The organism is Polyangiaceae bacterium, from assembly GCA_020633235.1.
GTDB lineage: Bacteria > Myxococcota_A > Polyangia > Polyangiales > Polyangiaceae > JACKEA01.
Genome location: JACKEA010000009.1, coordinates 174,189 through 199,290 on the forward strand (window position 1 = coordinate 174,189; position 25,102 = coordinate 199,290).

A 25,102-nucleotide genomic window follows, 5' to 3' on the forward strand; every position below is an offset into this window, starting at 1 on the left:
AAGCCGTCAGCGATTGCTGTCGGAGTCACCCACGATGTGCTCGGGATAGCCCGAGATGGCCTGCGCGGCTTCCATCCCGCTCACGACGGTGGCCTCCACGCAGCCGGCATTCAGCACGCGGTTGTAAGTCCAGTCGCCGGCCAGCGTCAGGTTCGAAAATCCGGACTTGCCGCCTGGAATGCGGAGCTTGGTGCTGCCCTTCACGCTGAGCACGTAGCGCTCCGTCGGGTCGATGTTGGCGCGGTAGTATTGGGCCGCGAAACGAGCAGCACCGTTCTGCCGACGCGGGTCGACCAGGTAGCGCGGATCCAGCCCCGTGCGGTCGGAGTCCGACGCGCCCTTGGGAAGCAGCGTCGCGGAGTTCTCCGAGATCCAACTGCGGGCCCCCCCCTCCACCTGGGCGTGCATGCGGCGAGGGAACTCGTGGTCGCTCTTCGGCGGCCATGCCGTAGGCGCCTTCAACGGGCCGACGAGGTAACCGATGCTCCTGGGCTCGGTCCAGTCTTCCTTCGGAAGCAGATGGCTCATGTCGGCCCAGGTGTTGAATGGGTCTTGGTATGCACCGACGAGCCCGCTGATGCCGAGCTCGCGCCCCGTCTGCTGCTTCCAATCCGCCGCGGCCTTCTCGACCCACTCGGGGATCACCCAACCCAGCTGCTCGGAGGTTTCCGTGAGCCACAGCTGGGAGCTCTGCGTCGGTGTGGTGCGCACGCCCTCGACCATCGCTTGCCACGCCTTGCTCTGCCCGATGAGCGGCTGGCACAGCTCACCCAAGGCACCGATGGAAATCCCGAGCAGCACGTGATCGAAGTGCTTGCCCCGCTCGAGGACGGACTCGCCGACGTCGGGCCAGCTGGTCCAGTAGGACTCGAGGTTGTACGGGTGACCGGGATTTTCGGGATCTTCCCGCAGCTTTTCGCCCTCCACCAGCTGCTCGAAGCTCGGGCGATCCGGCCAGCAGTCGATGCCCTGCACGGAAACGAAGGGCCAGTAGCCTCCCGTCGCTTCCACCTCCGGCTTCACCGTGGCCTGGTGAGCGAGGCGAATCGAACCGATGGCACTTGGCTCGCTGGCGTCGAGCTCGAGGCCGGTCACGCGTCGAAACATCTCGAAGCGCACGCCCCGCGCTTTCAGCACGCCCCACAGCGGCGTGAAGATGGTGTCGCCCATGCCCGCGTTCATCTTGAACATCAGGTTGCCGCGGTAGCCGAACAGCATGCGCAAGAGGCCCCGCGCACAGGTGCCGGCGGCGAAGTCGTAGCGCTGGTCGTCGCCGTCGTCGAAGCCGAACACCAGATCGTAGATCACCTCCACCGGCGCGGAGCTCACGGTCACCGGCTCCGCGCCATGCTTCGCGATCCACTCCTTGAAGTCGTCGCCATCCGCGGATTCGAAGCCTTTGCTCAGGAGCTGGTCCTGCAAAATGCCCGCGATGACACTGAGCCCCAGGTCCAACACGACGAAGAAGCGTCGATCCGGAAGCGAATCGCTCACTGCGTCGCGCACCACGTCCGCCGCGTAGATCAGCGCCCGTGCGATGACGCCGCCGCCCTTCTCGAGATCTCCCTCCGCGTCTTGGATCAATCGATCCAGGAGCGCGTGGCTCCAAGACACGAGGGAATGCCCCTCGGGCGCCGGGGGCGTGCCGGTCACCTCACGGTCGAGCTCGGCCAGCTCGGAGTACACCGGGTGCTCGCTGTGCTTGCTCGCCGATATCGGCGAGCTTTCTCCGTAGAACTCGTCGTGCCAGTCCTTCAGCCAGCCCAGCGCTTCGACCACCAAGTCGCCGAGAAGGCTGTCTTCGGCCTTGCCCGGCTGATCCAGGTTCGGCGGGAACAACAGCGGCCACGGCGCCCACCGATCCTGATAGCGCTGCTCCAAGGTGACCACGCTCTGGGGCGTGAAGGCTTGCTCCAGACTGGTGAAGGTGCTCACCGGCGGCGGGGACATCTCGGACAATGCGTCGATCGCAGCGCGCAGCGTGATGAAGGCGTTGTCGTAGAAACCCAGCCAGATGTGCAGACCGTGCTCCATGATGCGACGGCCGAAGCCATCCCGCATGTCGCGCCCGCTCGCGCCCTTGCCTCCCAGACGCCAGCCGAGCTGGTAGATGGTGAGCTCGTACTCTTGCTCCCAGCCGGGCTTCTGCGTGAGCCAGAACGCCGCGGTGATGGCGCCGAGGCCACCCCCCAGGATGGCGATCTTCTTCATTTCACTTCCGTCCCCAGCTCGAGCAGGAAGTCGAAGCTCACGTAGAACGAAAGCGCGCTCGAGAGCTCGGTGCTGGCGAAGCCGAAGTCCTTCAAGAACGGGTGGCTGTCGTAATTCTGCAGCGTGACCTTGTAGTCGGCGAGCAGCGGGTAGGCGCCGTGGAACGCCTTCACCACGCTGGCGGAGCGGATCAGCCGTTGGTAGCAGGCGCGGTGGGGCTCGGCGGCGTCCCGGAACTCCTTCAGGAAGATCATGGGCACCTCTTCGTGAGTGAGGTCCCGGAGCAGATCCAGCCAGAAGTCCAAGCCCCCGACCTTCGCCTTCCCAGCGCTGCCGTGCAGCAGCCGCACCACCTCCGCCAGCACGGCTTCGGCACCGGAGAATGCCTTTTCGAGCCCTGGCTCGCTGTCCGCCTGCCGCGACACGCTGATCAGCGGACGGCGCACAATCTCCGTATCGGGAGAGAACTTCGGCAGCACCATCGCTTCCAGCCCGAACACCAGCGGGTCGCTGTCGTCCTTGGGCAGCGTGAGCCAGGCGAGCTCCTTCGGGAATCCATACACCTCGCGCCCCGTGGTCATCGCCGTGGGCACGTCCACCCACACGTAGGGCATGAACCAGGCGAGCATCTTGGGCTCGAAGCCGTTTGCACCTTCGGTGCCGCCCACCACCAGCATCCAGAAGGCGACGTCCGTCTCCTTCATCCACCCCTTTTGGCTGTCCACCGGATCCGTCACGGAGATGTGATCCATGGGCGCGTAGGCCAGGAACACGTAGTCACCGACGGGGTAAAACTGGAGGTCGGTCTGTGCCGCCCCGGGACCATTCAAGTACTTGTTCACCAGCGCCACCAAGGCATCGCTGTCGGCACGCAGGGCGAAGGTCGACATACGGGTGCCCTTGGCGAGAATGGGCGGAGCGAAGGTCTGTGCACCTCCGCGGACGACGTACTCGGGTAGATCGCTCAATGTTCACTCCTGATTCAGCTGGACGACGGCGAAGACTTCGTCGCGGGATCCGATGGGCTCCGTGAGCCGCACGGCGCGGTCGACGAGGCGGCGGCGCTCGGGACTGGAACGGGGCAATAGCGCGGCGCTCTCCACCAGCGCGCGCGCTTCGTAGTACGGCATCGCGAGGCGCTGGGCGACCTCCGCGGAGCGGGCAAACGCCTGGTGAGCGCCCCGCAAGCGTCCTCGAGCCCGGGCCAAGAGCCCGGAGCAGAGCTCCGCCGCCGGGCGTCCCATCGGCATCAGCTGGGCGAACAGCCGAAGGCGGAACAGACACTCCTTGCCGCTGCGGAGGAGCTCGTTCCGCTCCGTGCCATGCGCCGCCGCCCCCAGCCGCAGATAGGTCTCGGTCACTCCGTGATAGCCGAACAAGGTCGAGTACACCGCCGGCATCCGCGACGTGATCCGCTCCCGGCCCTGGTCCGCGGCGCTCCGCGCGAGCTGCCACTGGCCCTGACGGAAACGTGCCCAGGCCAAGGTGCCGTAGCTGATGATCTCGCTGGCCACGTCGGAGCGCCCGTCCAGCAGCGCCAAGGCGTGGGTGAGCTCGGAGACCGCTTCGTCGTGACGCCCGAGAGCGACCAGGGAAACGGACCGTGCATAGGCGCCCCACGCTTCGTGCACCGGGTTCTCCCTGGAGCGCCCCGACTCCTCGATGGCCGCGAACTGCGCGGCGCTTTCCCGGAAGCCGCCGGTGAGGGTGTGACGATTCGCGATCACCGTGTTCAACACGTCCAGCTCTTGGCGATCGCCCAGTCGCTCCGCCACGGGCAGCGCGCGCCGCGCCACGCGGTCCACCTGATCCCAGCGCGCTACGCCCGAGTAGTACGCGATCTGCGTGTAGGCACCCATGACCAGGCCGTAGTCGTCCTCGGCCTGCTCCGCGCTCTGGTCGCCGTGGCGGAAGTAGCGCTCCGCGAGGCGATGCAGCCCGGTCACGCCCGCCACGATCCCGAGCTGGTAGTGCGCGCGCGGCACCCCAATGCCCGCCTGCTCCGCGAGGTTCACTGCCAGAAGCGACGCCGCGATGATGCGCAGGGCGTCGTTCGTGAAGTAGTAGCGCTCGGCGATGCGCTGCGCCGCCAGCGCGCCCTCGGACATCGCGGCCTTTTGCCCGGACCGCCGCAGCGCGCGCCGGGCGCCGTTCTCTGCCAGCAGTGACAGCCACCCGCGGGTGGAGCGCGGAGCGCGCTCGCCGAGCGCTTCCAGAGCCGAAAGGCAATGCTCGGTGCAGGTCGGCAGATCGCCCAGGACGTAGTGGGCGTCGCCCAGCAAGCGGTGCCAGCGAGCCACGCGGTTTTCGTCCTCCGAGGCCAGACCCAGGGCGCGCTCCAGATGCGTCACCGCCGCGCGCGGTGCACCCGCCCTGAGGGCGTCCACGGCGGCGCGCTCCATGTAGCCCACCGCCTTTTCCACCTCCCCCGCGCGTTCGAAGTGATGCGCAAGCATCGGCGACCAGGCGGCGCTGTCCGCGAGCGCGTGAACGCGCCGCTCCAGCGCGACGCCGACGTCGCCGTGGAGCGCTCGGCGCGCGTTGGCGTCGATGCGCGCATACGCGACCTCGCGCAGCTTGTCGTGGACGAAGCACAAGCGACCGGCGTCGTCCTCACTCACGATCTGGTGGCGCGAGAGCTCCCGCGCGGCATCCACCAGAAGCTCCTCGCCCTCGGTCCACAGTGCGTGGGCGTCCTGCCATTCCACTTCCCGGCCCACCACGCTGAGCAGCTCCACCAAGCGGCGCCCAGCGGCGTTCAGCCGATCGAGCCGGCGCAGGGCGAGCTCCTGCACGCTGTGTGGCACGCCCACGGCGTCTTCCAAGACGCGCTCGGCGTTCTCCAGCTGCCAGCGACCGCCCGCGTCCTGGAACAACAGCCCCTCCATGATGGCCGCGCGCAGGTACTCGGCCACGAAGAACGGATTGCCTTCGGAAGCCCGCGCCAGGGACGCCACGAAACGCTCGGGCGCCTGGGCAATGCCCAGCATTCCCGCCACCATGTGCTCGATGCTGCCCTCCGACAGGCGCGCCAAGCGCAGGCTCGCGTCGGGGTGCGCCGAGAGCGCCGAGGCCAGTGCGTCCTCCATCTCCTCCGAGCGGTAGGTTCCCAACAGCAGCACGCGGCTTTGCCCCAGCGCGTGCTGGCCGAGCCACTCGATGAACGCGAGGGACAGATCGTCCGCCCATTGCAGGTCGTCGATCACCAGCAGCAGCGGTCTGTCCTTGCCGAGCGTCGCGAGGACGTCGGCGAGGGCGGTGAACACGCGCAGCCGTTCGGCGTCGGCAGCCAGCTCGCGCGGCGCCGGCGCAGACGCCACCGCTGACAACAACCCGAGCACGGGCTCGTAGCGCGCGAGAACCGGACCCGAACGCTGCAAGAGCTCTTCCAGCTCGTCGCTCGCGCCATCCGCCAGATGACGCAGCAGGGGCCGAAAGGCGTTGAGCGGCGCCGCCCGAGTGGCGTCCCGCGGTCCGGCGCCGATGGCCGCGCACTCCGAGGGCACGACGCTGCAGCCCGCCGACGACGCTCGGCGCGCCGCCTCCAACACGACGCGCGTCTTGCCCACGCCACTTTCGCCGCCGAGAAAGACCGCTCGGCCTGCGCCCAAGAGCACTTCCACCAGCTCGCTCTCGATACGCTCGACGAGCTCTTCGCGACCGCACAGCTCCGGCCGGTACAGATAGGCGCGTGCCTCGGGCCCCACCGGCGGCGTGACCTCGTGCCCCAGCTCGCTGGCGAGACTGCGGAGCACCGCCGCGACGTCCCGCGCGTGTCCCAGTCGATCCCGCGGGCGCTTTTCCAGCAACGCTAGGATCAACGCTTCGAGCTCGGCGGGTACCCCCCGCGCGAAGCTGGAAGGGGGCGGCGGCGGCTCGTCCAGGTGCTTTTGCCGAAGCTCCGCCATGGACCGTGCACGAAATGGCAGCCGGCCGGTGGTGCACTCGAACAGCATGCAGCCGAGGGAGTAGAGGTCGCTGCGCGCATCCACCAGCTCGCCACGGAGCTGCTCTGGCGCCATGTAAGGAACGCTCCCGATGATGGCCTCGTCCACCTCCAAGGTTTCGCGGCCGACGGAGCCGGCGAACTGACCCACCAAGCCGAAGTCCGCCACCACCGGCGCGCCGTCCAGCCGGACCAGCACGTTGCTCGGCTTCAGATCGCGATGAACGATGCCTTCCCCGTGCAGGAATGCCAGCGCATCGGAGATGCGCGCGGCCAGATCCAACAGGTAGGGCAGCTCTGCGCCCCCCGCCTCCACGAACGGCGCGGGACTCTCCGGCGGCTGCACCAACGGCTTGGCTCCGGCACCCACGACGACGGTCGACACCGCGCGAACCGCCGCCGACGTCGTCCAATGACTGGTCTCGTCCCAGTGCCGCGCCCACACCGCATCGAGGCGATTGCGCAGAGTCGACCCCTTGAGCAGCTCCATCGCGTACCAGGGGGCGACCTCGTCCAGCCCTTCGTCCAGCACGCGGATGATGCCCGGGTGGTCGAGGCGCCGGAGCGCGCGAACCTCGCGCCGCAGACGGCCCCTGAGCTGTGAATCCGAAGACAGCACGGTCTTGAGCGCCACCTCGCCGCCGTCCTCGCCACGCGCTCGGTACACCACCCCCATGCCGCCGCGAGCGATCTGCTCGACGATCCGATAGGGCCCAACCCGTTCCGGAAGCACATCGGCCTCCGCCTCGGGCGCCAGCTCGGACTCTTGAGCAACGGTGACGTCCTCGCTCGAGCTGACTTCCGAACGACGTCCGTTCGTCGGCATGGCACCTCAGAAAACCATGGCTCTCGCGGGCTGTCACCCACACCAAAGGATGAGAGGGATGTTGGTCCGGCGCGAGCCCCGTCGCGGCTCAAAATGCCGCGACGCGCAGGCGAGGCCCGGCAGATACACGGACTTCTTCCGACACGAAGACGTCGCCATCGAGCACCCAGGGTCCGGGCCGGCCCGGAAATCGGAGCAGCAGCTCGCGCACCAGACCGTCGAAGTTCCCCGCACCGCTGAGCGGCTTTCCGACGAGCACGCGCGGCGCCTGGGGCCCGAGCGCTCGGGTCGCGAGCGGCGACGCAACCACGTGCGGCCGCTCCGCATCCTCCCCCGCGCGGTGCGTGACCCACATGTGGAGACCGAGATCCTTGACCACCGAGGCGACGACGAGACTGAAGGCGTCGGGCTCGAGGGTTCGATCGTCGACCGTGATCCGACACGGTAGTGGCTCGAGCACGCTGCGCGAGTAGGCATCGGTCACGAAGGAACCCACGAAGATGCGCGCAACGATACGGGCCGCGGCGGCGTAGCCCCCGGCCCCCGCCGCGTAGTAGCGCTCGAAGAACCGTGCCACGAGCCCGGTGCCGAAGATGAACCCGACACGCTCGCCGTCTCCGACCACGCGTAGGGTCGGACTCTGCAGGGTTCGGAGCGGCGGCACGTCACGGGTCGCCCGGCGAACGGTGTCGAGGAGGCCGGCCCGCTGCCCCCAGTTGCGAGCCACGGTAGCCACCGTGCCCCCGGGCGCCACCACCACCTCGGGTAGGGCGCCGCAGGCGGAAAGCGCCGTGACCCCGTTCATCAGGGTGCCGTCTCCGCCGCAGAGCACGACCCGCCGCGCGCCGGAGTCCACGATTTGCCGAGCTGCGACGGCGAGCTCGCTCAAGCTCTCCGTCGTCCACACCCGGCTCGGACCGGAGGCCGCCAGGCGAATGGCCGCGACCAGGTCCCGGTCGCGGCGCAGGGCGCGCGCGCTGGTGTTGACGAGGACTGCGGTCTGCATCGGGGAAAATGACGGCGTCTGGGATCCGGGCTATGTACTCGGCAGCGTCATGAAGGCTCTCGGACTTTCGACCCTCTGCCTGCTCGGGGCTCTGGCTTCGGGCTGCGCCACCAGCGGCGTGGTGGACACGGCACTACACGGCGATCTGGCAGCGCTCAAGCGCGACGTGAAGCGCGCTCAGGAGCGGGACGAGCTGGACCGCGGCCGTGTAGCGGACCTGGCCCAGGCGGTGGCGAGCCGGGAGGTGCGGTCGGCCAAGGGCGCAGCCGCGATCGAGAAGCTCCACGCCGTCCGCCCCTGTGCGGCGCCCCTCTCCGCCGTGCTTTCGGACCGCGCGAAGAAGGGTGACGACGCCGCCGCCGAGGCAACGCTCATCCTACTCGAGCTGGGCAAGCTGAACGCGCCGCGACAGGTGAAGAAGTACGGGGCGGCTTCCAGCGGCGCTTGGCGCGCCGTCGGCGCGCGGGCCGCTACCCGTCCCAGCGACGGTCCGCTTCGTCGCCAGTTGATCCAGGATCCCGACGAGCGCGTGCGGCGAGCCGCCCTCTCCGCTGCCGTGGATGCACGCCAGCCGGACGACCTCGATGCGCTGCTGGAGGCCGCGCGACTGGATCCTGACCCCTTGAGCCGAAGCTTGGCCGTACGCGCCGTGGGAGCCATCGGCGGCCCGAAAGCCGCGCTTGCCCTCGACGACCTGTGGGCCCGGGCGGAGGAGACCACGCGGGTCACCGTGATCGATGCCTGGAGCATGGAGGCGACCTACCGCCAAGGCGGCGATCGGAAGCTGGTTCGCATCGCGGAGACGGAGCAGGGCGTCACGCAGGTCAGCGCCGCGGCGGCTCTGACGCGTCGCGGCGGGGATGTCGCCCAGCTGGGCACGCAGGTGTTGGCGCGGGCCATCAAGGAGGGCAGCGAGCTCGAACGCCGCCTCGCGATCCAGCTCGCATCGCCGGACGACCCTGACGTGCAGAAAGCCCTGCAGGATGCCGCCAAGGACGGCAACAAGGAGGTCGCGGTGATCGCCTTGGCCAAGCTGGCGGGCACCAAGAAAGGTCGCCAAAAGGCCATTATCGCCCTGCGTCCCATGGCCAAGAAGACGGACGACGTCGGCGTGCAGGCGCGCGCCGCCCTGGCCGCCGCCGCGGACGCGAGCATCAAGTCGGATCTGGTGGCGCAGCTCGATGCGCCCACCGCGCGCTACCGGACGGTGGCGGCCGTGGGCCTGCTACGCCTGGGTGACTACTCGCGGGCCGCCACGGCGCTGGCGGACGACGATCCGGTGGTGCGAACCGCAGTGGCCTGCAGCGTCCTCTCCGCTGAAACCCGTCCTAGGCGTTGAATTTCGCCGGAGAGGCGGCTATGTCGCGGCGTGATGAATTGGGCGAGAGGGATGACGACTGCGCTGCTGCTCGCAGCGCTCGGGACGACCACTAGCGGCTGCATCAAGAAGGCGCTGCTCGACGGACAGATCAAAGGCACGCGGCAGGGTTCCGCCGCCGTCAACACCCTGCACGACTACGAGATCGCTCGTAGCATTGCGCAGGCGGGCATCGGTCAGCTGGAAGGCATGCACAAGCTGGCGCCGGACAACACCGACGCGCTGTTCATGCTCACCCGCGCCTGGGCGGGCGTCTCCTACGGCTTCACCGAGGACGACTACGAGCGGGCGTACGAAGCGGGCGACGACGTCATGGCCCAATACCACTTGATGCGAGCACGGGCCGGCTACCAGCGCGCCATCCACTACGGCCTCGAGCTCCTGGCGCACCACGCCGACGGCTTCGACAAGGCCAAGCGCAACCAAGAGACGATGCGCAAGTGGCTCGTGGACAACTTCACCGACGAGGAGCAGGCAGAGGACCTGCTCTGGGTCGGCTACGCGTGGGTGGGCCATGTGGCGGCTTCCACGGAAATCCCGGCAGTCGTTGGCGAGCTCTACGTGGGCATCGAGATGATCAAGCGATCGGTCGAGCTCAACGACACCCTCGAGAACGGCATGGGCCACACCATCTTGGGCGCCTATCACGCCCGCACGGCCATGGCGGAGCTCCCCCAGAGCAAGGAAGAGTTCGACAAAGCCATCGCCATCAACGGGGGCAAGTTCCTCCCCACGAAGCTGAACCTGGCGATCCGCTACTATTGCTTCAAGGGTGACAAGCAGAACTACGTCAAGACGCTGAACGACATCCTCGCCGCAGGGGATCTGATGCCCGAGGCGCGGCTCCAGAACGTCATCGCCAAGCGCAGGGCGCGGCGCTATCTGGGCAATAAGATCTGGCAGGAGGCCTGCGGTTTCCGCCTCTGAACGCTTTTTCAGCAGGCGCATCGCGTTTTTTGCGCAAAGATTGAACGCTTCGCGAGGTCGCCCCGTCTCACGGGAGCCGGGCGGCCTGCCGCCGAGGATCGAGTTCGAGAACTTGAGGAGGTGCTCTGACATGTTTCATAGGCTCTTCGCTGCACTCGTTGCCGCTGCTTTCGTGGTGATGGGCACGGCGGGAATGGCTAACGCCAAGACCACGCTGAAGATGGCGACCCTGGCTCCCCCGCGGAGTCCATGGGGCGTCGTGTTCAAGACCTGGGCGAAAGCGATCAAGCAAAAGACCAAGGGCGAGACCGAGGTCGACTGGCTCTGGAACGGCACCGGAGGTCCGGAGGACGCCGTGGTCGGCAAGATCAAGTCCGGTCAGATTGCGGGTTCGGCTCTCACCGCCGTGGGTCTTTCGGCGATCGACAAGCGCTTCCTCGCGCTACAGATGCCGGGTGCGTTCTCCAGCTGGAAGGATCTGGACCGCGCTCGTGACAAGTACGGCCCCGAGCTGTCCAAAGCAGCGGCCAAGGATGGCTTCGAGATCCTGGGCTGGGGCGACATCGGCCAGGGCAAGGTTCTGAGCAAGGGAAGCACCATCGCAGTCCCGGCAGACCTCAAAGGCAAGCGTCCTGGCGCCATTGCAGGAGACATCATTGCCCCCAAGGTCTACGAGGCCATTGGCGGCATCACCTCGGTGTCCTCCAGCGTGGTGGGCTTCACCAGCAAGCTGAACGCCAAGGCGATCAACGTGATGAACACGCCATCGCTCGCGGCGGAACAACTCCAGTGGGCGCCTTTGCTCGATCACATCACGACCGGCACCACCTACTATGGGATCGGCGCGGTGGTGATGAGCAAGAAGGAGCTCGACAAGATGCCGGCGGATCAGCGAGCTGTCGTCGTGGATACCGGCAAGCTTGCGGCGAAGGCACTCACCAAGCGGATCCGCAAGGCGGACGACAAGGCGTTCGGTCGCCTGAAGAAGAAGATGACCGTTCACGAAACCACGAAGGCCGAAGAAGCGGAGTGGAAGCGGGTCTTCAAGAAGGCCTGTGAGCGGCTCAAGGGCGCCATCCCCGGCGGGGCGCTCTCCAAGGTCGGCGCCTGCTAGAGCACCTCGGCAGCTGCTGACCTGACCTCGGGCCGGACCCCACAAGGGTTCGGCCCGAAGTTTTTTGTGACGAGGCTCGGGCGGAACGTGACGAGACGGGGCAATTCGGCCTAACGTCCGTAATCCGGCATGGTGCGAGACGACGAGAGGGATGAGGACGAGCGTGAGGATGCGTCCGAGCGCGATGACGAAACCGACGCGGCAGACCCCAGCGACGCCCCCGACAAGGGCGGCGACGAGGACGCCGAGGACGAGGCCGCCAAGCACGGCGACGACGGCGTCACCGACAAAGACGACGACGAGACGCCCAAGGACGACGACACCCCCAAGGACGAGAAGGGCGGTGGAGACGACGGCGACGCGAACGGCGACGCCAGCAAAGGGACAGACAAGGACGATACCGACGACCGCCCCGTAGCCGCGGCGCCGGGGGGCGCAGGTAGCCCGCCGCCGAGCGATAGGAAGGCGGCTGCGTGGGGCCGTCCACTGGCACGCTTGGACGCAGCGTGGACCAAGTGGGAAGGCTGGCTGTGCGCCGTCGTCCTGCTGCTCGAAATCGTGGTGCTCTCACTGTGGGTCGCGCTCAAGGGGCTTTCCACGCCGGTCGACAGCGGCAGCAACGCTGGCATCGTCTTCCGCGCCTTGTTTGGCGCCAACGTGCTGGGCTTGGCGGCGTTCCTCGCCGTGCGCAAGAAGCCAAAACGCATCCAGCGCCCCGTCACCGTCATCGCGGTCCTGGCGGGCATGCTCTTGGCGAAGTCCTGGGGCAACGTCGGCGTCCAGTGGTCCAGCAACCTGCTGAACTGGTACCAGCAGGCATCGTCGCTGACGCTGCTCGGGGGGCTTCGAGGCGTGGGCACGCGGCTCACACTGCTCTTGGCGCTGTTGGGCGGCTCGCTGGCCACGGCCAATGGCAAGCACATCACCATCGATCTGGTCACGCGGTTCTTGAAACCAACGGCTCGCCTCCCCGTGGTCATCGTCGGCTGGCTTGGCGCGGCGGTGATCTGTGCCAGCGCCTCGTGGGGATTCTTCGACTACATCTCGATTGAACAGTTCGAAGCCAACGCGGACGCCACCGCCGGAGAGAAGGTGGGCAAGGTCGTCGACGGCATCGGGGAAGACTGGTTCATCGCACGCAAGCAGATCGGGCTCGATTTCCGCACCCTGCCCCACGTGATGAAGGGAGAGCCCTACGCCGAGTGGCTGGGTGGCAAGGAGTGGAACGAGTGGCTGGACAGCTCCGGCTTCGTGGAGCGCTACGGGCGCGAGAAGATCGACCAGCTGAAGATGAGCGAGGACATCAAACGATCGCCGATCGTGGTGGTGCCCGAGCGTGGCGAGCCGCGGGGTGAGCTGATCAACGCGGCGAACCTGGTGTTCCCCATCGGCCTCTTGATCATCGCCATTCGCTTCGTGCTCTTGTCCTTGCTGGCCATCTCGGGCCACAGCTCGGTGGATCCCGAGGCGCATGTGGAGGGTTCGGACATCCAACGCAAGCACGAAGAATCGATTGAGGAGATCGAGCACGAGGGCGAGGAGGAGCAGGCCTGATGATCATCCTGATCTTCGTCCTCGTCTTCGCCCTCATCGGCGCCCCGGTCTTCGCCGTGATGGCCGGGGCCACGGAGCTCGCCTGGCTGCTCCACCCGGATCAGGCCATGCACCACGTGCGCTTTCTGGCGCCCGACGTGCTCGACGAACGCTTCGCCGGTTCCCCCATCCTGGTCACCGTCCCGCTCTTCACGTTCATCGGCTACACGATGGCGGAATCCAAGACGCCGGAGCGCATCGTGCGTGCTTCGAACGCGTTCTTCGGTTGGATGCCCGGCGGCCTGGCCATCGTATGCATCTTCGCCAGCGCGTTCTTCACCACTCTCACCGGAGGCAGCGCCGTCACCATCGTGGCCATCGGCGCGCTTTTGTACCCGGCTCTCCTCAAGCGCGGCTACCCGCAGGACTACGCCCTGGGCCTGGTCATGACGGGCGGCTCGCTGGGCCTCTTGCTGCCGCCTTCGCTGCCCATCCTGGTCTACTCCCTGGTTGCCGGCATCGACTTCACCAAGGCGTTCAAAGCCGGCATCCTTCCTGGCTTGTTGATCATCGCGCTGCTCGGAGCGCACGCGGCATACGTCGGCGTCAAAGCCAAGATCCCGCGCACGGCGCCCAAGCTCGCGGAGATGGGCTCTTCCGTTTGGTACATCAAGTGGGAGCTCGGCATCCCCGTCCTGATCTTGGGCGGGCTCGCCACGGGCCTCACGGACATCGACGAGAGCGCCGCCTTCGCCGCGGCCTACGTGCTCTTGATCGAGATCTACATCTACAAGGATCTGACCTGGAAGGACTTCCCCCGCATCGCGAAGAACGCCATCGCGCTGGCGGGTGCCGTGCTGCTCATCATGGCCATGGCCATGGCGCTGACCAACTACATCATCAGCGAGCAGATCCCCCAGAAGCTCTTCGAGTGGGTGACCAGCATGGGCGTGAAGGAGCGCTGGCAGTTCCTGATCACGCTGAACGTGTTCTTGTACATCCAAGGCATGGTCATGGACGGCTTCTCCGCCATCTTGGTCGCCGTTCCCTTGCTCATCCCCTTCGCAGCCCAGTTCGGCCTGTCGCCGTTCCATCTGGCGATGATGTTCCTGCTGAACTTGGAGATCGCCTATCTCTCCCCGCCGCTGGGGCAGAACTTGTTCGTCACCAGCTTCCGGTTCAACCGGCCGATGCTGCAGCTGTACCGGATCGCTCCGCCGTTCATCGGCATCCTGCTCGTCGGTCTGGTGCTGCTGATGACGATCCCCAAGCTCTCCACCATCGCGGTTGAGGGGGACATCGCAGCTGCCCGGGCCAAGGCCGAGAAATATGGCGAGCCACCGCGCGAGGCGTGGCTCATGGAGTGCGTCCAGGAGGACCGCAATAACCCCCTTCCCTGCAGCGAAGCCGACAAGAAGAAGTGGGGCGCGGGCGCCACCATCGATCAAGCGGGCACCGCGCCGGACGTGCCCGAAGACGACACCGGGAGTGACGACGACTTGCTCGACAAGATGATGGGCGAGGGCGGTGCCGGCGGCGAGCAGAAGGGCTCCGGGGATACCGACGACGACTTGCTCGACAAGATGATGGGCGAAGGCGGCGCGGGCGGCAGCGCTGACGAGCCCAAGAAGGAAGAAGAGCCCAAAGAGAAGTCGAAGGACGGGACCGACGACGACTTGCTCGACAAGATGCTGGATGAGTAGCCGCTCAGCGCTGTCCGAAGAGCTCGCTCAGCACCTCTCCCTGATCCACCGCTGGCTCCGCCGGCGGCAGACGCATCAAGCTTCGAATCGTCGGCGCCACGTCCGCCAGGCGGCGCAGCTTGGGGGCCGCCACTTCGCGTCGCGCAGTGATGCCCGAACCGGACGCCACCAGCCACACCCGCGCCGACTCCGGCGCGACGGCTCCGTGACCCGCGAAGCGCTTGCCGCGACCGTGATCGGCGGTCACCAGCAATGTTGCCGGGTAGCCCCGCGCCCGTAGCTCGGAGAGCACTCGATCGATTTCGCCGATGGTCGCGTCGGCGTTCCTGAGCCCCGTCAGGTAGTCACGGTACAGGCCGTGATGAGCGTAGGCGTCCGAGTCCCCCAGGCCGACGAACAGGAAACGCGGGGTCTGCGTCTCCAGGTAGCGGAGCGCGATCGCCGAAGTGTAGCGATCCGGACGGTAGTCACCGTGGCCGGGATAGGCGCTGGAACGCGCTCCCGCATCCAACAGCCGCGCGGCCGTGGTGTCGTAGCGCAGGAAGTGGCGCGTCGGCCCTCCGTGTCGCCCCGTGCTCACCACCAAGCGCTCCGGATGGCGCGCCGCAGCCTTCGAGATCCCCGCCCACGACGCAATCACGCTCACCTCCGTGGCCCAGCCTCCGGCGCGCTGTGCGACCTCGTCCACCAGTGTCAGATCCTCGGTGGGAAGACAGTCGTTCTTGGTGCACGGCGAGTGGCGCCGACCCCGGAACAGCTCCAGGTATCCCGGCAAAGATACGAAGTTGGGTCCGGAGGCCACCATCGGTGCCCCCGCTCCTGGCGCTCCCAACGCCGCGCCCTCGTCGTCGATGATGCGATGCAGGTTCGGCATCAGCTCCTCGGCGCTCACCACTTCGTTCGCCGGTAGGCGGAAGCGCCGCGAGAGCGCGGGGTCCACGCCCAGGAACACCTCCTGCCAGCGCACGCCGTCGAGCGCCACCAGCACCACCACCGGGTGCGGCCGCGCGGGCTCCGCCCGGATGCGCTCCGCCGCCGGAGTCTCCGGGGTGAGCGCCGGTTCGCTCACCAGGCAGCTGGCGAGCGCCAGCGTGGTCGCGGCCAAGCTCACGCGGAAGGCGCGCGTTCTCAGGGGGCGGAGGGAATGGCTCAAGGGCTTCAAGCGAGTCGCCCCCCAGACTGAACCGCCTCGGTGACGACCGCGCGGAGCCCAGGTGTCGGGCGAACGAAAAGTATAGCTCGCCGTCCGTCCCCGCGCCCGCCGGCAGGTGGGCGCGCCACCCACCTCCAGGCAACGGTCTTTCTTTGTCGGGACGGCGCGAAGCCCGTCGCGCCGCGCGGGGCGTCAGGGTTGCCTCGAGGGACGAACCGCGCGGGGCGTCAGGGTTGCCTCGAGGGACGGACCGCGCGGGGCGTCGTTTCCGCGCCGTCCCGACAATCAGATCTTGATGTGCTTCCAATCCCCGCGGGCGAACTTCCACACCATCGCGGTACACAGCAAGAGCACGTAGCTCACGGCGGCGCTCCAGATGCCGATCAGTCCGAAGCCCATGGTGATGCCCAAGATCCAGGCGAGGGGTACCAGGCACAGGAAGTGGAGCACCAGCTCCACCAGCATGACGTAGCGGGTGTTGCCCGCCCCGAACAACGCCTGCGTCAGGATCATGCCGACGGCGATGATCGGAGTGCAGATGCCCATCACTCGCATGGGCGTCAGGGCCGCCTCGATCACCGCGGGGCTGTGGCTCACGAAGGAGAGGATCTGCGGGGTGAACACCACGCCTTCGAGCAGGCCCACCACACCAAAGATGGCGACCCCGAGGCGTACGCTGACCCAACCGAAGCGCGCTGCCTTGTCGCCGTCGCCTTCGCCGAGAGATTGGCTCACCAGGGTGGCCGTGGAAGTGCCGAAGGCCAAGCACGCGGTGAAGGTGAGCTTGAGCACGCCCACGATCACCGTAGTGGCGGCGCTGTTCACCGCCTCCGCGCGCCCGCCGGGGCAGCCGGCTTGCACGACCTGAGCACCGGAAATGCTGTCCAGCTTGCTCACGATCATCGCGAACAGCGCGAAGCCGCTCATCACCGCGATGGTGGCGATGGCGCTGGGCACCGAGAGCTTGAGGATGTCGCGGGTGAGTCCTTTGTCCAGCGACTTCAGCTTGAAGGGCGAGAACGGCTGGCGGTACTTCGACAGCGCCGCCCAGGCCACCATGATGACGAGCCCCACCCAGGTGGAGATGAATCCCGCCATGCCCGCGCCGGCAATTCCCATCCGCGGCGCTCCGAAGCGACCGAAGATGAAGATCAGACACAGCACGATGTTGAGCGCGTTCATCACGATGGCGCTCACCATGTGAACGTGCGTCTTGCCGATGCCGTCGAAGAACGCCTTGAACGAGAACGTCATCGCCATGGAGACGATGCCGAGCAAACGCCAGTGCAGATACGCCGTGGCGGCCTCACGCACCTCCGGCACGCGGATGAGCACGTTCAGGATGTAGGGCAGCGACAGGTAGCCGAGGACCGTGAAGGCGATGCCCGCGGTGAGCGAGAAGAACCACGAGTTGACCAACACGGCGCCGGCGTCGGCGTTCTTCTTCTGGGCGAAGCGCCGCGCGGAAATCGCCTGGGTGCCGACGGAGATGGCCGACAGCGAGCCCCCGAACATCCACAAGAGGATGAGCGACGGGAGCAGGGCGGCCTGGGCGTTCGACGACTCCGGGCAGGGCAGCCACGAGAAGAAGACGATGTCGACTTCGTTGACGACGCTCTGGGTGAGCATCGCCAGCACCGTGGGCGCCGCGAGCTTGAGCACGGTCGCGTACGGCGAGCCCGTGGTGACCACGTTGACGCCGGAGGTCTTGGGGACGGAGGCCATCTCGGCGGCCGCTCTTATGGGCTACTTCCCGGCATCGGGAAAGCGCCAAAAGGCCCCCGTCGCCCAAACCGCGAAAAAATCGCGGTTTGGGCCTGCTGTCAGCGCTGGGCGACCTTGGCGTCGCCGGTCAAGGAGCGGAGCATGTGGCGGGCTTCCTCGTGCCCCGGGCGCTCTTGGAGCAGGGCCGTGAGGGTGTGGATCGCGTGCTCACGCTTGCCTACCGCGCGCTCCATGCGCGCCAGCTGAATGCGGGCTTCGGGGCTTCGGTCGACGGAAGCCCACTGACGAGCCACGCGGTACGCCTCGCCCCAACCCTTCATCTGGATGGCAGCCGTGCACCAAGCCTCGAGCACGCGCTTGTCCTTGCGGTGGTTCTTGCCGAGGCGGCGCAGCTGGTTGAAGCCCTTCACCTTCTGCCCGTTCTTCATCATGTCCTGCGCCTCGGTGATCTTGCTCTCGATCTCCTCGGACGCCGGCGTCTCGCTGACGGGCTCGGCGGCGAACTCCGCCGTCTTCTGCTCGGGCTCGGCCTGCTCGGGTGCATCGGCCTGGTCCGCCGACTCCGCCGAGTCCGCCTGAGCCTCGCCGTCGTCCGTGCTGCCCTCGTCGGCGTCCGCGGCGGCAACCTCCTCGGCGGGCGCCGCCTCGTCTTCCGTCTCGTTGGCCGCGGCCGGCTCGGCCTCTTCGACCTCGTCGACCGCCGGCACGGGCTCCTCGGCCGGCGCCGCTTCCGGAGCCGGAGCCACGACGGCTGCCGCCACGGCCTCGGACTTCTGGCCGCGGAGCGACTGGATCTTCTGCACCAAGGGTTGAACCGATGCCAAAGCGCGCGCCCGCACGTCGGGCTTGGTGGCACCCACGGCGACACCTGCGCCCAGGGCCAGGGTGATGACTCCAATGGCGGCGAAGCCGAACCGACGACGGCGACGCCGTCGCATCTCGGGCTCGCGCAGCGCCGCTTCGAGGGCGGCCCGCATCTCTTCGGCGCTCTCGAATCGCTTGTCCGGGTCCTTGTCGAGGGCGCGAAGAATCGTCTTGTCCACCATCTTGGAAAGTCCTCTCTGTTTGGCTCGCACGCTGGGCGCTTCGACCGGGTTCTTGTTCTTGGCGTCGATCAGCGCGATGGGCGTCGACGCGACGTGAGGCAGGCGGCCGGTGAGGAGCTCGTAGAGCACCGCACCGAGGGCATAGATGTCGCTCCGGGCGTCGCCGGCTTCGCCGCGCGCTTGCTCCGGAGCCATGTATTCGAGGGTGCCGACGAGGGAGAGCCCGCCGCCCTCCTGCTCGATCGTGTTGTTCTGCTTGGCCACCCCGAAGTCCAAGAGCTTCACCGTTCCATTCTTGGTCTGGAACAGGTTCCCCGGTTTGATGTCCCGGTGGACGACGCCGGCGGCATGCGCCACGGTCAGCGCGCGACAGGCTTCGATGCCGACGCGAAGCGCGTGCTTGATCGGCATGGTGCGCTCGCGCTCGACGAAGCGATCCAGCGATTCTCCCGTGAGGAGCTCCATCGCGTAGAACGGGCGGCCGTCACTGGTGAAGCCGAAGTCGTGCAGGGTGACCAGATTCTCGTGCTCGAGCCGGGCGATGGTGCGGGCTTCCGCCCGCAGGCGCTCGGCGGCCGCCACGGAGGCGGAGTCGTTCTCGAGCAGCTTGAGGGCGACGGTGCGGCCCAGATCCACGTGCAGCGCCTCGTGCACCTCGCCCATGGCCCCGCGGCCGATGGAACGCAGGGGTCGATAGCGGGTACCGGGCAACAGCGTCGAGTCCTCCGCGCCGGTGGTGGGCGCCGGCGTCGGTGACGGCACCGGCAGCACCAGCCGTGGCTTCCGCTTTCGGGCGAGAGCCACCAGCTTCTGAAACTCGATGCGAGTGCGGGCCGGCTCCGAAGGGTACAGACGGTTCATGAGCTGGCTGATGCGAGCCCTCACGCTGCGCTCGCCGTCCGCGAGGCTGGGGGCGCGCTTGAGCACTTGGACGAGGTCGTTCAGGGCTTCGCGCGCCGAGCCGTAGCGTTCGCCGAGCTTGGTGGCGGTGAGCTTGGCGATGACGGAGTCGAGCTCCCCGGGGCCGTCCACCAGCTGCGCGATCGGGCTCGGACTGCGACGCCCCTGGCCCACTGCGGCCAAGTGCTCCGCTGCGTCTCCCGACAAGAAGCGCCGGCCCGCGAGCAGCTCCCAGAGCATGACCCCGAAGGCGTAGATGTCCGCTGGTACTCCGCCCGGCGTGTTGTTGGCGACCTCTGGGGCCACGTAGCCGGGTTTGGCGAAGACGATGCCCGCCACGGTGTGACAGCGGCGGTTTTCGCCGCGCGCGGTTCCGAAGTCGATGAGCTTGATGTCGCCGCCGTAGCTCACCATCACGTTCTGCGGGCTGAGGTCCCGATGAACGATCTCGAGCGGGCGGCCCGCCGCGTCGGTACGCTCGTGGACGTGCGCCAGGGCATCGGCCATCGCCACACCGAGGGCCACCGCCTCGGGCCACGCGACCCGCGCTCCGAGCTGTTGGGCGCGATTTCGGATCTCGCCGAGGTTTCGTCCCTCGACGTGCTCGACCACGACGAAGGGCTTGCCCTCTTCGTCCTTGGCGGCTTCCAGGATCTGCGCGACACCGGGATGCTGCAGCTGGGCCTGGATGCGCGCCTCGTCCAGGAAGCGGGCCAAGAAGGATTTGTCGTCCGCGTGCTCGCGGCGGATGATCTTGACCACGCAGGGCCGCTCGGCGCCTTCGATCCCGCCCGCGCTGGCGAGATACACCTCGCCCATGCCGCCACGAGCCAGCTGCCGCAGCAGCATCAAGCGACCGAAGGGCCGGGGCAGTCGCTCCGCGTCGCTGACATCGGTGGATTTTTCACCGGATTTCGATGACTTACGGCTCTGCCTCGGGTCCGCCATTGGGGCATGGTGCCAATGTAGGATAAGGTGGCCAAGAAAACGACACGGGCCATCTCCGGTGCAGGGAATCATCCGCGGGGCGTGTGGGTTGTTCGAACCACGGTGAGGTGTAGACTCCCCGGCGACTTGACCACCGCGTGTCCCCAGAGAGCGCTATTTCGGCGAGCCCTGCGCTTGGCGCTGGCCGTGTGTGCCCTGGCGGTCGTGGTCGGCTTCCCCCGTTTCGCCCACGCCGCCGTCGCGGGCATGTGCGACGAGAACGCCCAGAGCATCGCGGCGCCGTTGCAGCTCGTGCCGTCGCACAATGGCGAGGCGCGAGGTTGCGAAACCGACAAGAGTGACGGGCTGGGCAACGCGCCGGCTCCCGCGCCGAGCCAACAAATCTCTGCAGCCCCAGTTTTCGATCGGGCGCCCCCGGCGACGTTCGCTTGGAGCTTCCGTTCGCGCGGCGATCGCATCGCTGCCCCCGAAGTCGTCCGTGCTCCGACCCGCCCTGGGTTTGGCGCCGAGATCTTCCGCCCGCCTCGCGGATAGCGGCTTCGCTAACAGACGTGACGGATCACCCTTGGGCTCGTCCCTGACGAGCAAGCCCCTGGGGATCCGACCGGGCACGCTGCCGGGCTCGAGGCCGCTCGTTGGATGGGCCGCCGAGCTCGGTGCCAGCAATGACTTTCATCGTTCGATGATTCGAAACGTGTTCAGGAGAAGGAAATGAACAAAGGAACAGCCATAGTGGGCTTCTTCCTCTGCTTCTTGGCAGGGATGGGCCTGATGTGGGGAGTCGATCGCAGCAAGGGCGTGTCCATCACGTCCGAGAGCGCGTCGGCGGGCTCCCTCGACCACAGCGCGTCGCCGGTCCCGGTGACGGGCAAGGACCCCCAGTGGGGCAACCCCGATGCTCTCGTGACCATCGTGGAGTTCTCCGACTTCGAGTGTCCGTTCTGCGGCCGCGTGGAACCGACCATCGACAAGATCAAGGAGACCTACGGCAAGGAGAAGGTTCGCATCGTCTGGAAGAACCAGCCGCTGCCCTTCCACAAGGACGCTCGCCCCGCGGCCGAGGCCGCCGAGGCGGTGTTCAACATCGGCGGCAACGACGCCTTCTGGAAGTTCCACAAGCTCGCGTTCTCGAACCAGCGCGCGCTGACCGAGGCGAACTTCAAGGAGTGGGCGAAGCAGTCCGGCGTGGACGTCGCTAAGTTCGAGGACGCCATCAAGACCAAGAAGTACTCCGCCAAGATCGATCAGGACATGGCGCTGGGTAACAAGCTTGGTGCCAACGGTACGCCGGCGTTCCGCATCAACGGCGTGACTCTCGTTGGCGCGCAGCCCTTCGAGAAGTTCAAGGAGGTCATCGACCAGCAGCTGGCCGAGGCCCAGAAGATGGTCGCCGCCGGCACGCCCAAGGCCGAGGTCTACGTGGCGGCTTCCAAGAAGAACGCCCAGGCCGCGCCGGAGCAGCCCAAGGCCGAAGAGCAGAAGCCCCCGCCGCCGGACACCACCGTGTGGAAGGTGCCGGTCATGAACGACGACCCGGTCCGTGGCGGCAAGGACGCCCTGGTCACGATCGTCGAGTGGTCCGACTTCCAGTGCCCGTTCTGCAAGCGCGTGGAAGACACCATGAAGAAGATCACCGAGACCTATGGCGACGACGTCCGCGTGGTGTGGAAGGACAATCCGCTTCCGTTCCACCCCCGAGCCAAGCCCGCCGCCATCCTGGCGCGCCATGCGCAGAAGCTCAAGGGCAACAAGGGCTTCTGGGACGCGCACGACGCGCTGTTCGAGAGCCAGCCGAAGCTCGAGGAAGAAGATCTCAAGGCCGTTGCCGACAAGATCGGGGTCCCCTGGGACGGCGCCAAGGCCGCCATCGACGGCGAGAAGTACATGGACAAGATCGAGGCGGATGCCGACCTGGGCGCGGACCTCGAGGCCCGTGGAACCCCGCACTTCTTCATCAACGGACGCCGGCTCAGCGGCGCTCAGCCCTTCGAGAAGTTCAAGGAGCTGATCGACGAAGAGATGGGCAAGGCCAAGGCCCTGGTGGCCAAGGGTACGCCCCGCGCCAAGGTGTACGACGAGATCATGAAGGAGGGCAAAGAGCCCCCGCCCCCCGAGAAGAAGGACGTTCCGCCCCCGGACGCCAACGCTCCTTGGAAGGGCGCGGCGAATGCCAAGGTCATCATCCAAGAGTGGTCGGACTTCCAGTGCCCGTTCTGCAAGCGCGTGGAGCCGACGATCAAGCAGGTCATGGATGAGTTCGGCACCAAGGTGAAGTTCGTGTGGCACGACCTTCCGCTGCCGTTCCACCAGGACGCCCCCCTCGCCTCCGAAGCCTGCCGCGAGGCACAGGCTCAGAAGGGCAAGGACGGCTTCTGGAAGTGCCACGAGAAGCTTTTCGAGATGCAGCCGAACATCAAGCGGCCGGACCTCGAGAAGATGGCGCAGGAGATCGGCCTGGACATGACCAAGTTCAAGGCGGCCCTCGACAATCGCACCCACAAGGATGCGGTGGAGAAGGACGCTGCGATTGGCAACAAGGCCGGCGTGAGCGGCACCCCCGCTTTCGTGATCAACGGTTACTTCATCAGCGGCGCCCAGCCGTACGGTGCCTTCAAGAAGGCCATCACGCGGGCGTTGAAGGAAGCGAAGTAGTGAAGATGGAACGCATGGTCAGGGCGGCTCTCGCAGCCGCTCTGACCACGGTTCTGGCGGCCTGTGGCGGGGGCTCCGGCTCCCGCCCCGGCGCCGCTGCTCCCAAGGCCTCGTCGGACGTCGACGTCAACGTGCAACCCGGCGCCGAGACCGCGGAAGGCGCTGGCCCCACGATGGCCGTGCGCGGAGATCCCGGTCCCAGCTCCGAGCAGGTGCCGGTGAACGCGGACGATCCAGTGTGGGGCGATCCGAACGCCCCGGTCACGCTGGTCACCTTTCAGGATTTCCAGTGCCCGTTCTGTGCGCGGGTGCACCCCACCATCAAGCAGCTCGAGCAGGATTATGGTCCGGGCACGCTGCGCGTGGTGTTCAAGCACAACCCCCTGCCCTTCCACCAAGACGCATTGCCCGCGGCGGTGGCATCCCAGGCGGTGTTCGAAGTCGCCGGGTCTCCGGCGTTCTTCGCCTACGCAGATCTTCTGTTCCGAGGTCAGAGAAACCTCTCGGACGACAACCTCATCGCGTGGGCGGAGGAGGTCGGCGTGGATCGCGCGAGCCTGTTCCGCACCGTGCGGCAGCCCGCCGCGCGAGAGAAGGTCGCTCGCGACATGGATCTGGCGCAGGCCATCGGCGCCAGCGGCACGCCGGCGTTTCGCATCAACGGCGCCACGCTGGTCGGCGCCCAGCCGATCGAGAAGTTCAAGGAGCTCATCGACCAGGAGCGCGCGGCAGCGCGCGCGCTGCGTGGTCAGGGAGTCTCTCCCGAGCAGATCTACCCGACGCGGGTGGCGAAGAACTACGTCCCCCCGGCGGAGTCGAAGCCTGCCGCCAGCGCACCCAGGGAAGACGACACCACCGTCTGGAAGGTGCCCCTCGACAAGTCCCCGGTCTTGGGCCCGCCCACGGCACTGGTCACCATCGTGGAGTTCTCGGACTTCGAGTGCCCGTTCTGCCGTCGGGTGCAGTCCACGGTGGACGAGGTCATGGATCGCTACAAGGGCAAGGTGCGGTTGGTGTTCAAGCACAACCCGCTGCCCTTCCACAAAGGCGCCCTGCCGGCGGCGCTCGTGAGCATCGAGGCGCGCACGGAGCGCGGCGACAAGGGATTCTGGGACGCGGCCAAGGCGCTCTACGCCGAGCAGACGCCCATGACGGACGAGCAACTGCTCGACGTCGCCAAGCGCCTCAAGCTCAATGGCTTCCGCGTGAAGCAGGTATTGGCCAAGGAGACGCACAAGAAAGTCGTCGAAGCGGACCAGGATCTGGCGACGGACCTGGAGGCGCGCGGCGTGCCTCACTTCTTCATCAACGGCCGCCGGCTGAGCGGCGCGCAGCCCATCGAGCGATTTGCGAAGTTGATCGACGAGGAGATCGCCAAGGCCGAGGACCTGGTGAAGAAGGGCACGCCCAAGGCCCGCATCTACGCGACCTTGATGAAAGACGCGAAGGGCCCGCCGCCGCCGGAAACCAAGACGGTTCCGGCCCCCGGCAAGGCGAATCCGAGCCGAGGCCCGGCGAACGCGCCCATCGTGGTCCAGATGTTCTCGGACTTTCAGTGCCCCTTCTGCCAGCGCGCGGTGCCCACCGTGGAGAGCCTCGAGAAGGCGTTTCCCGGACGTGTTCGCGTGGTGTGGCGGAACTTCCCGCTGCCGTTCCACACTCACGCGCGCCTCGCTGCGGCGGCGGCCTTGGAGGCCTTCGCCCAGAAGGGCAACGCCGGGTTCTGGAAGATGCACGACCTGCTGTTCGCGGGTCAGAAGCAGCCGGACGGGCTGGAACGTGCGGCCCTCGAAGGCTACGCGCAACAGATCGGGCTCGACATGTCCAAGTTCCGGGCGGCCCTCGACGACGGGCGCCACGACGCGGCAATCCAGAAAGACGAAGCGATCGCCAAGACCGCGGGAATCAACGGCACGCCGGCGTTCGTGATCAACGGGTACTTCGTGTCCGGGGCGCAACCCTTGGGAGCGTTCAAGAAGGTCGTGAACCTCGCTCTCGACGACATCAAGAAGGGCAAAAAGAAGCCTTGATGCG

General features: G+C 67.2%; 14 protein-coding genes. 7 read left to right on the forward strand and 7 right to left on the reverse strand.

Features of this window, described 5'->3' with window-relative positions; genetic code table 11:
• Positions 1–6 precede the first annotated feature (6 nt).
• The 4 genes from H6717_38810 to H6717_38825 form a co-directional block, all read right to left on the reverse strand.
• Positions 7–2,211, reverse strand: coding sequence for an NAD(P)-binding protein (locus H6717_38810; protein ID MCB9583054.1), 2,205 nt, complete (start codon positions 2,209–2,211; stop codon positions 7–9).
• Positions 2,208–3,179, reverse strand: coding sequence for a hypothetical protein (locus tag H6717_38815; protein ID MCB9583055.1), 972 nt, complete (start codon positions 3,177–3,179; stop codon positions 2,208–2,210). The genes H6717_38810 and H6717_38815 overlap by 4 nt, the downstream gene beginning before the upstream one ends.
• A 3-nt stretch (positions 3,180–3,182) precedes the next feature.
• Positions 3,183–6,983 carry a protein kinase gene (locus H6717_38820; GenBank protein ID MCB9583056.1) on the reverse strand — a complete coding sequence of 1,267 codons (3,801 nt, stop codon included), beginning with the start codon at positions 6,981–6,983 and terminating at the stop codon, positions 3,183–3,185.
• A gap of 88 nt (positions 6,984–7,071) precedes the next feature.
• Entirely contained in the window at positions 7,072–7,989 is a 918-nt protein-coding gene (locus H6717_38825) for a hypothetical protein (protein ID MCB9583057.1), read from the reverse strand.
• A gap of 49 nt (positions 7,990–8,038) precedes the next feature.
• Between H6717_38825 and H6717_38830 the strand changes: the two genes are divergently transcribed.
• The 5 genes from H6717_38830 to H6717_38850 all read left to right on the forward strand — a co-directional run bounded on the left by H6717_38830 (position 8,039) and on the right by H6717_38850 (position 14,644).
• Positions 8,039–9,328: a HEAT repeat domain-containing protein gene (locus H6717_38830; protein MCB9583058.1), complete on the forward strand. Its 1,290-nt coding sequence runs from the start codon at positions 8,039–8,041 to the stop codon at positions 9,326–9,328.
• Positions 9,329–9,361: 33 nt separating this feature from the next.
• Positions 9,362–10,294 (forward strand): hypothetical protein, encoded by a 933-nt coding sequence (locus H6717_38835; GenBank protein ID MCB9583059.1) that lies wholly within the window; start codon positions 9,362–9,364, stop codon positions 10,292–10,294.
• A gap of 130 nt (positions 10,295–10,424) precedes the next feature.
• On the forward strand, positions 10,425–11,408 hold the full coding sequence (gene dctP, locus H6717_38840; GenBank protein ID MCB9583060.1) for a TRAP transporter substrate-binding protein DctP: 984 nt from the start codon (positions 10,425–10,427) through the stop codon (positions 11,406–11,408).
• A 129-nt stretch (positions 11,409–11,537) separates the two neighbouring features.
• The gene (locus tag H6717_38845) at positions 11,538–12,962 is read left to right on the forward strand and encodes a TRAP transporter small permease subunit (protein MCB9583061.1); all 1,425 of its coding nucleotides are present in this window, start codon (positions 11,538–11,540) and stop codon (positions 12,960–12,962) included.
• On the forward strand, positions 12,962–14,644 hold the full coding sequence (locus tag H6717_38850) for a TRAP transporter large permease (protein MCB9583062.1): 1,683 nt from the start codon (positions 12,962–12,964) through the stop codon (positions 14,642–14,644). Before H6717_38845 ends, H6717_38850 begins: the two co-directional genes overlap by 1 nt.
• Before the next feature lie 4 nt (positions 14,645–14,648).
• Here the strand turns inward: H6717_38850 and H6717_38855 are convergent, their stop codons facing one another.
• From H6717_38855 to H6717_38865, 3 genes are all read right to left on the reverse strand, one after another.
• A complete protein-coding gene (locus H6717_38855; GenBank protein MCB9583063.1) occupies positions 14,649–15,755 on the reverse strand; it encodes a hypothetical protein in 1,107 nt (368 codons plus the stop codon).
• A 327-nt stretch (positions 15,756–16,082) separates the two neighbouring features.
• The gene (locus H6717_38860; protein MCB9583064.1) at positions 16,083–17,522 is read right to left on the reverse strand and encodes an MATE family efflux transporter; all 1,440 of its coding nucleotides are present in this window, start codon (positions 17,520–17,522) and stop codon (positions 16,083–16,085) included.
• 98 nt (positions 17,523–17,620) lie between these two features.
• On the reverse strand, positions 17,621–20,416 hold the full coding sequence (locus H6717_38865; protein ID MCB9583065.1) for a serine/threonine protein kinase: 2,796 nt from the start codon (positions 20,414–20,416) through the stop codon (positions 17,621–17,623).
• A gap of 711 nt (positions 20,417–21,127) precedes the next feature.
• On the opposite strand from H6717_38865, the gene H6717_38870 reads away from it, so the two are divergent.
• On the forward strand, positions 21,128–23,068 hold the full coding sequence (locus H6717_38870) for a thioredoxin domain-containing protein (protein ID MCB9583066.1): 1,941 nt from the start codon (positions 21,128–21,130) through the stop codon (positions 23,066–23,068).
• A gap of 14 nt (positions 23,069–23,082) precedes the next feature.
• The gene (locus tag H6717_38875; GenBank protein ID MCB9583067.1) at positions 23,083–25,098 is read left to right on the forward strand and encodes a thioredoxin domain-containing protein; all 2,016 of its coding nucleotides are present in this window, start codon (positions 23,083–23,085) and stop codon (positions 25,096–25,098) included.
• Positions 25,099–25,102: the final 4 nt, after the last annotated feature.

Coding starts and splice junctions, on each gene's coding strand:
- H6717_38845 (MCB9583061.1), top strand. CDS start 11,538: ATGGTGCGAGACGACGAGAGGGATGAGGACGAGCGTGAGGATGCGTCC.
- H6717_38830 (MCB9583058.1), top strand. CDS start 8,039: ATGAAGGCTCTCGGACTTTCGACCCTCTGCCTGCTCGGGGCTCTGGCT.
- dctP (MCB9583060.1), top strand. CDS start 10,425: ATGTTTCATAGGCTCTTCGCTGCACTCGTTGCCGCTGCTTTCGTGGTG.
- H6717_38860 (MCB9583064.1), bottom strand. CDS start 17,522: ATGGCCTCCGTCCCCAAGACCTCCGGCGTCAACGTGGTCACCACGGGC.
- H6717_38820 (MCB9583056.1), bottom strand. CDS start 6,983: ATGCCGACGAACGGACGTCGTTCGGAAGTCAGCTCGAGCGAGGACGTC.
- H6717_38810 (MCB9583054.1), bottom strand. CDS start 2,211: ATGAAGAAGATCGCCATCCTGGGGGGTGGCCTCGGCGCCATCACCGCG.
- H6717_38825 (MCB9583057.1), bottom strand. CDS start 7,989: ATGCAGACCGCAGTCCTCGTCAACACCAGCGCGCGCGCCCTGCGCCGC.
- H6717_38870 (MCB9583066.1), top strand. CDS start 21,128: ATGAACAAAGGAACAGCCATAGTGGGCTTCTTCCTCTGCTTCTTGGCA.
- H6717_38875 (MCB9583067.1), top strand. CDS start 23,083: ATGGTCAGGGCGGCTCTCGCAGCCGCTCTGACCACGGTTCTGGCGGCC.
- H6717_38865 (MCB9583065.1), bottom strand. CDS start 20,416: ATGGCGGACCCGAGGCAGAGCCGTAAGTCATCGAAATCCGGTGAAAAA.
- H6717_38850 (MCB9583062.1), top strand. CDS start 12,962: ATGATCATCCTGATCTTCGTCCTCGTCTTCGCCCTCATCGGCGCCCCG.
- H6717_38835 (MCB9583059.1), top strand. CDS start 9,362: ATGAATTGGGCGAGAGGGATGACGACTGCGCTGCTGCTCGCAGCGCTC.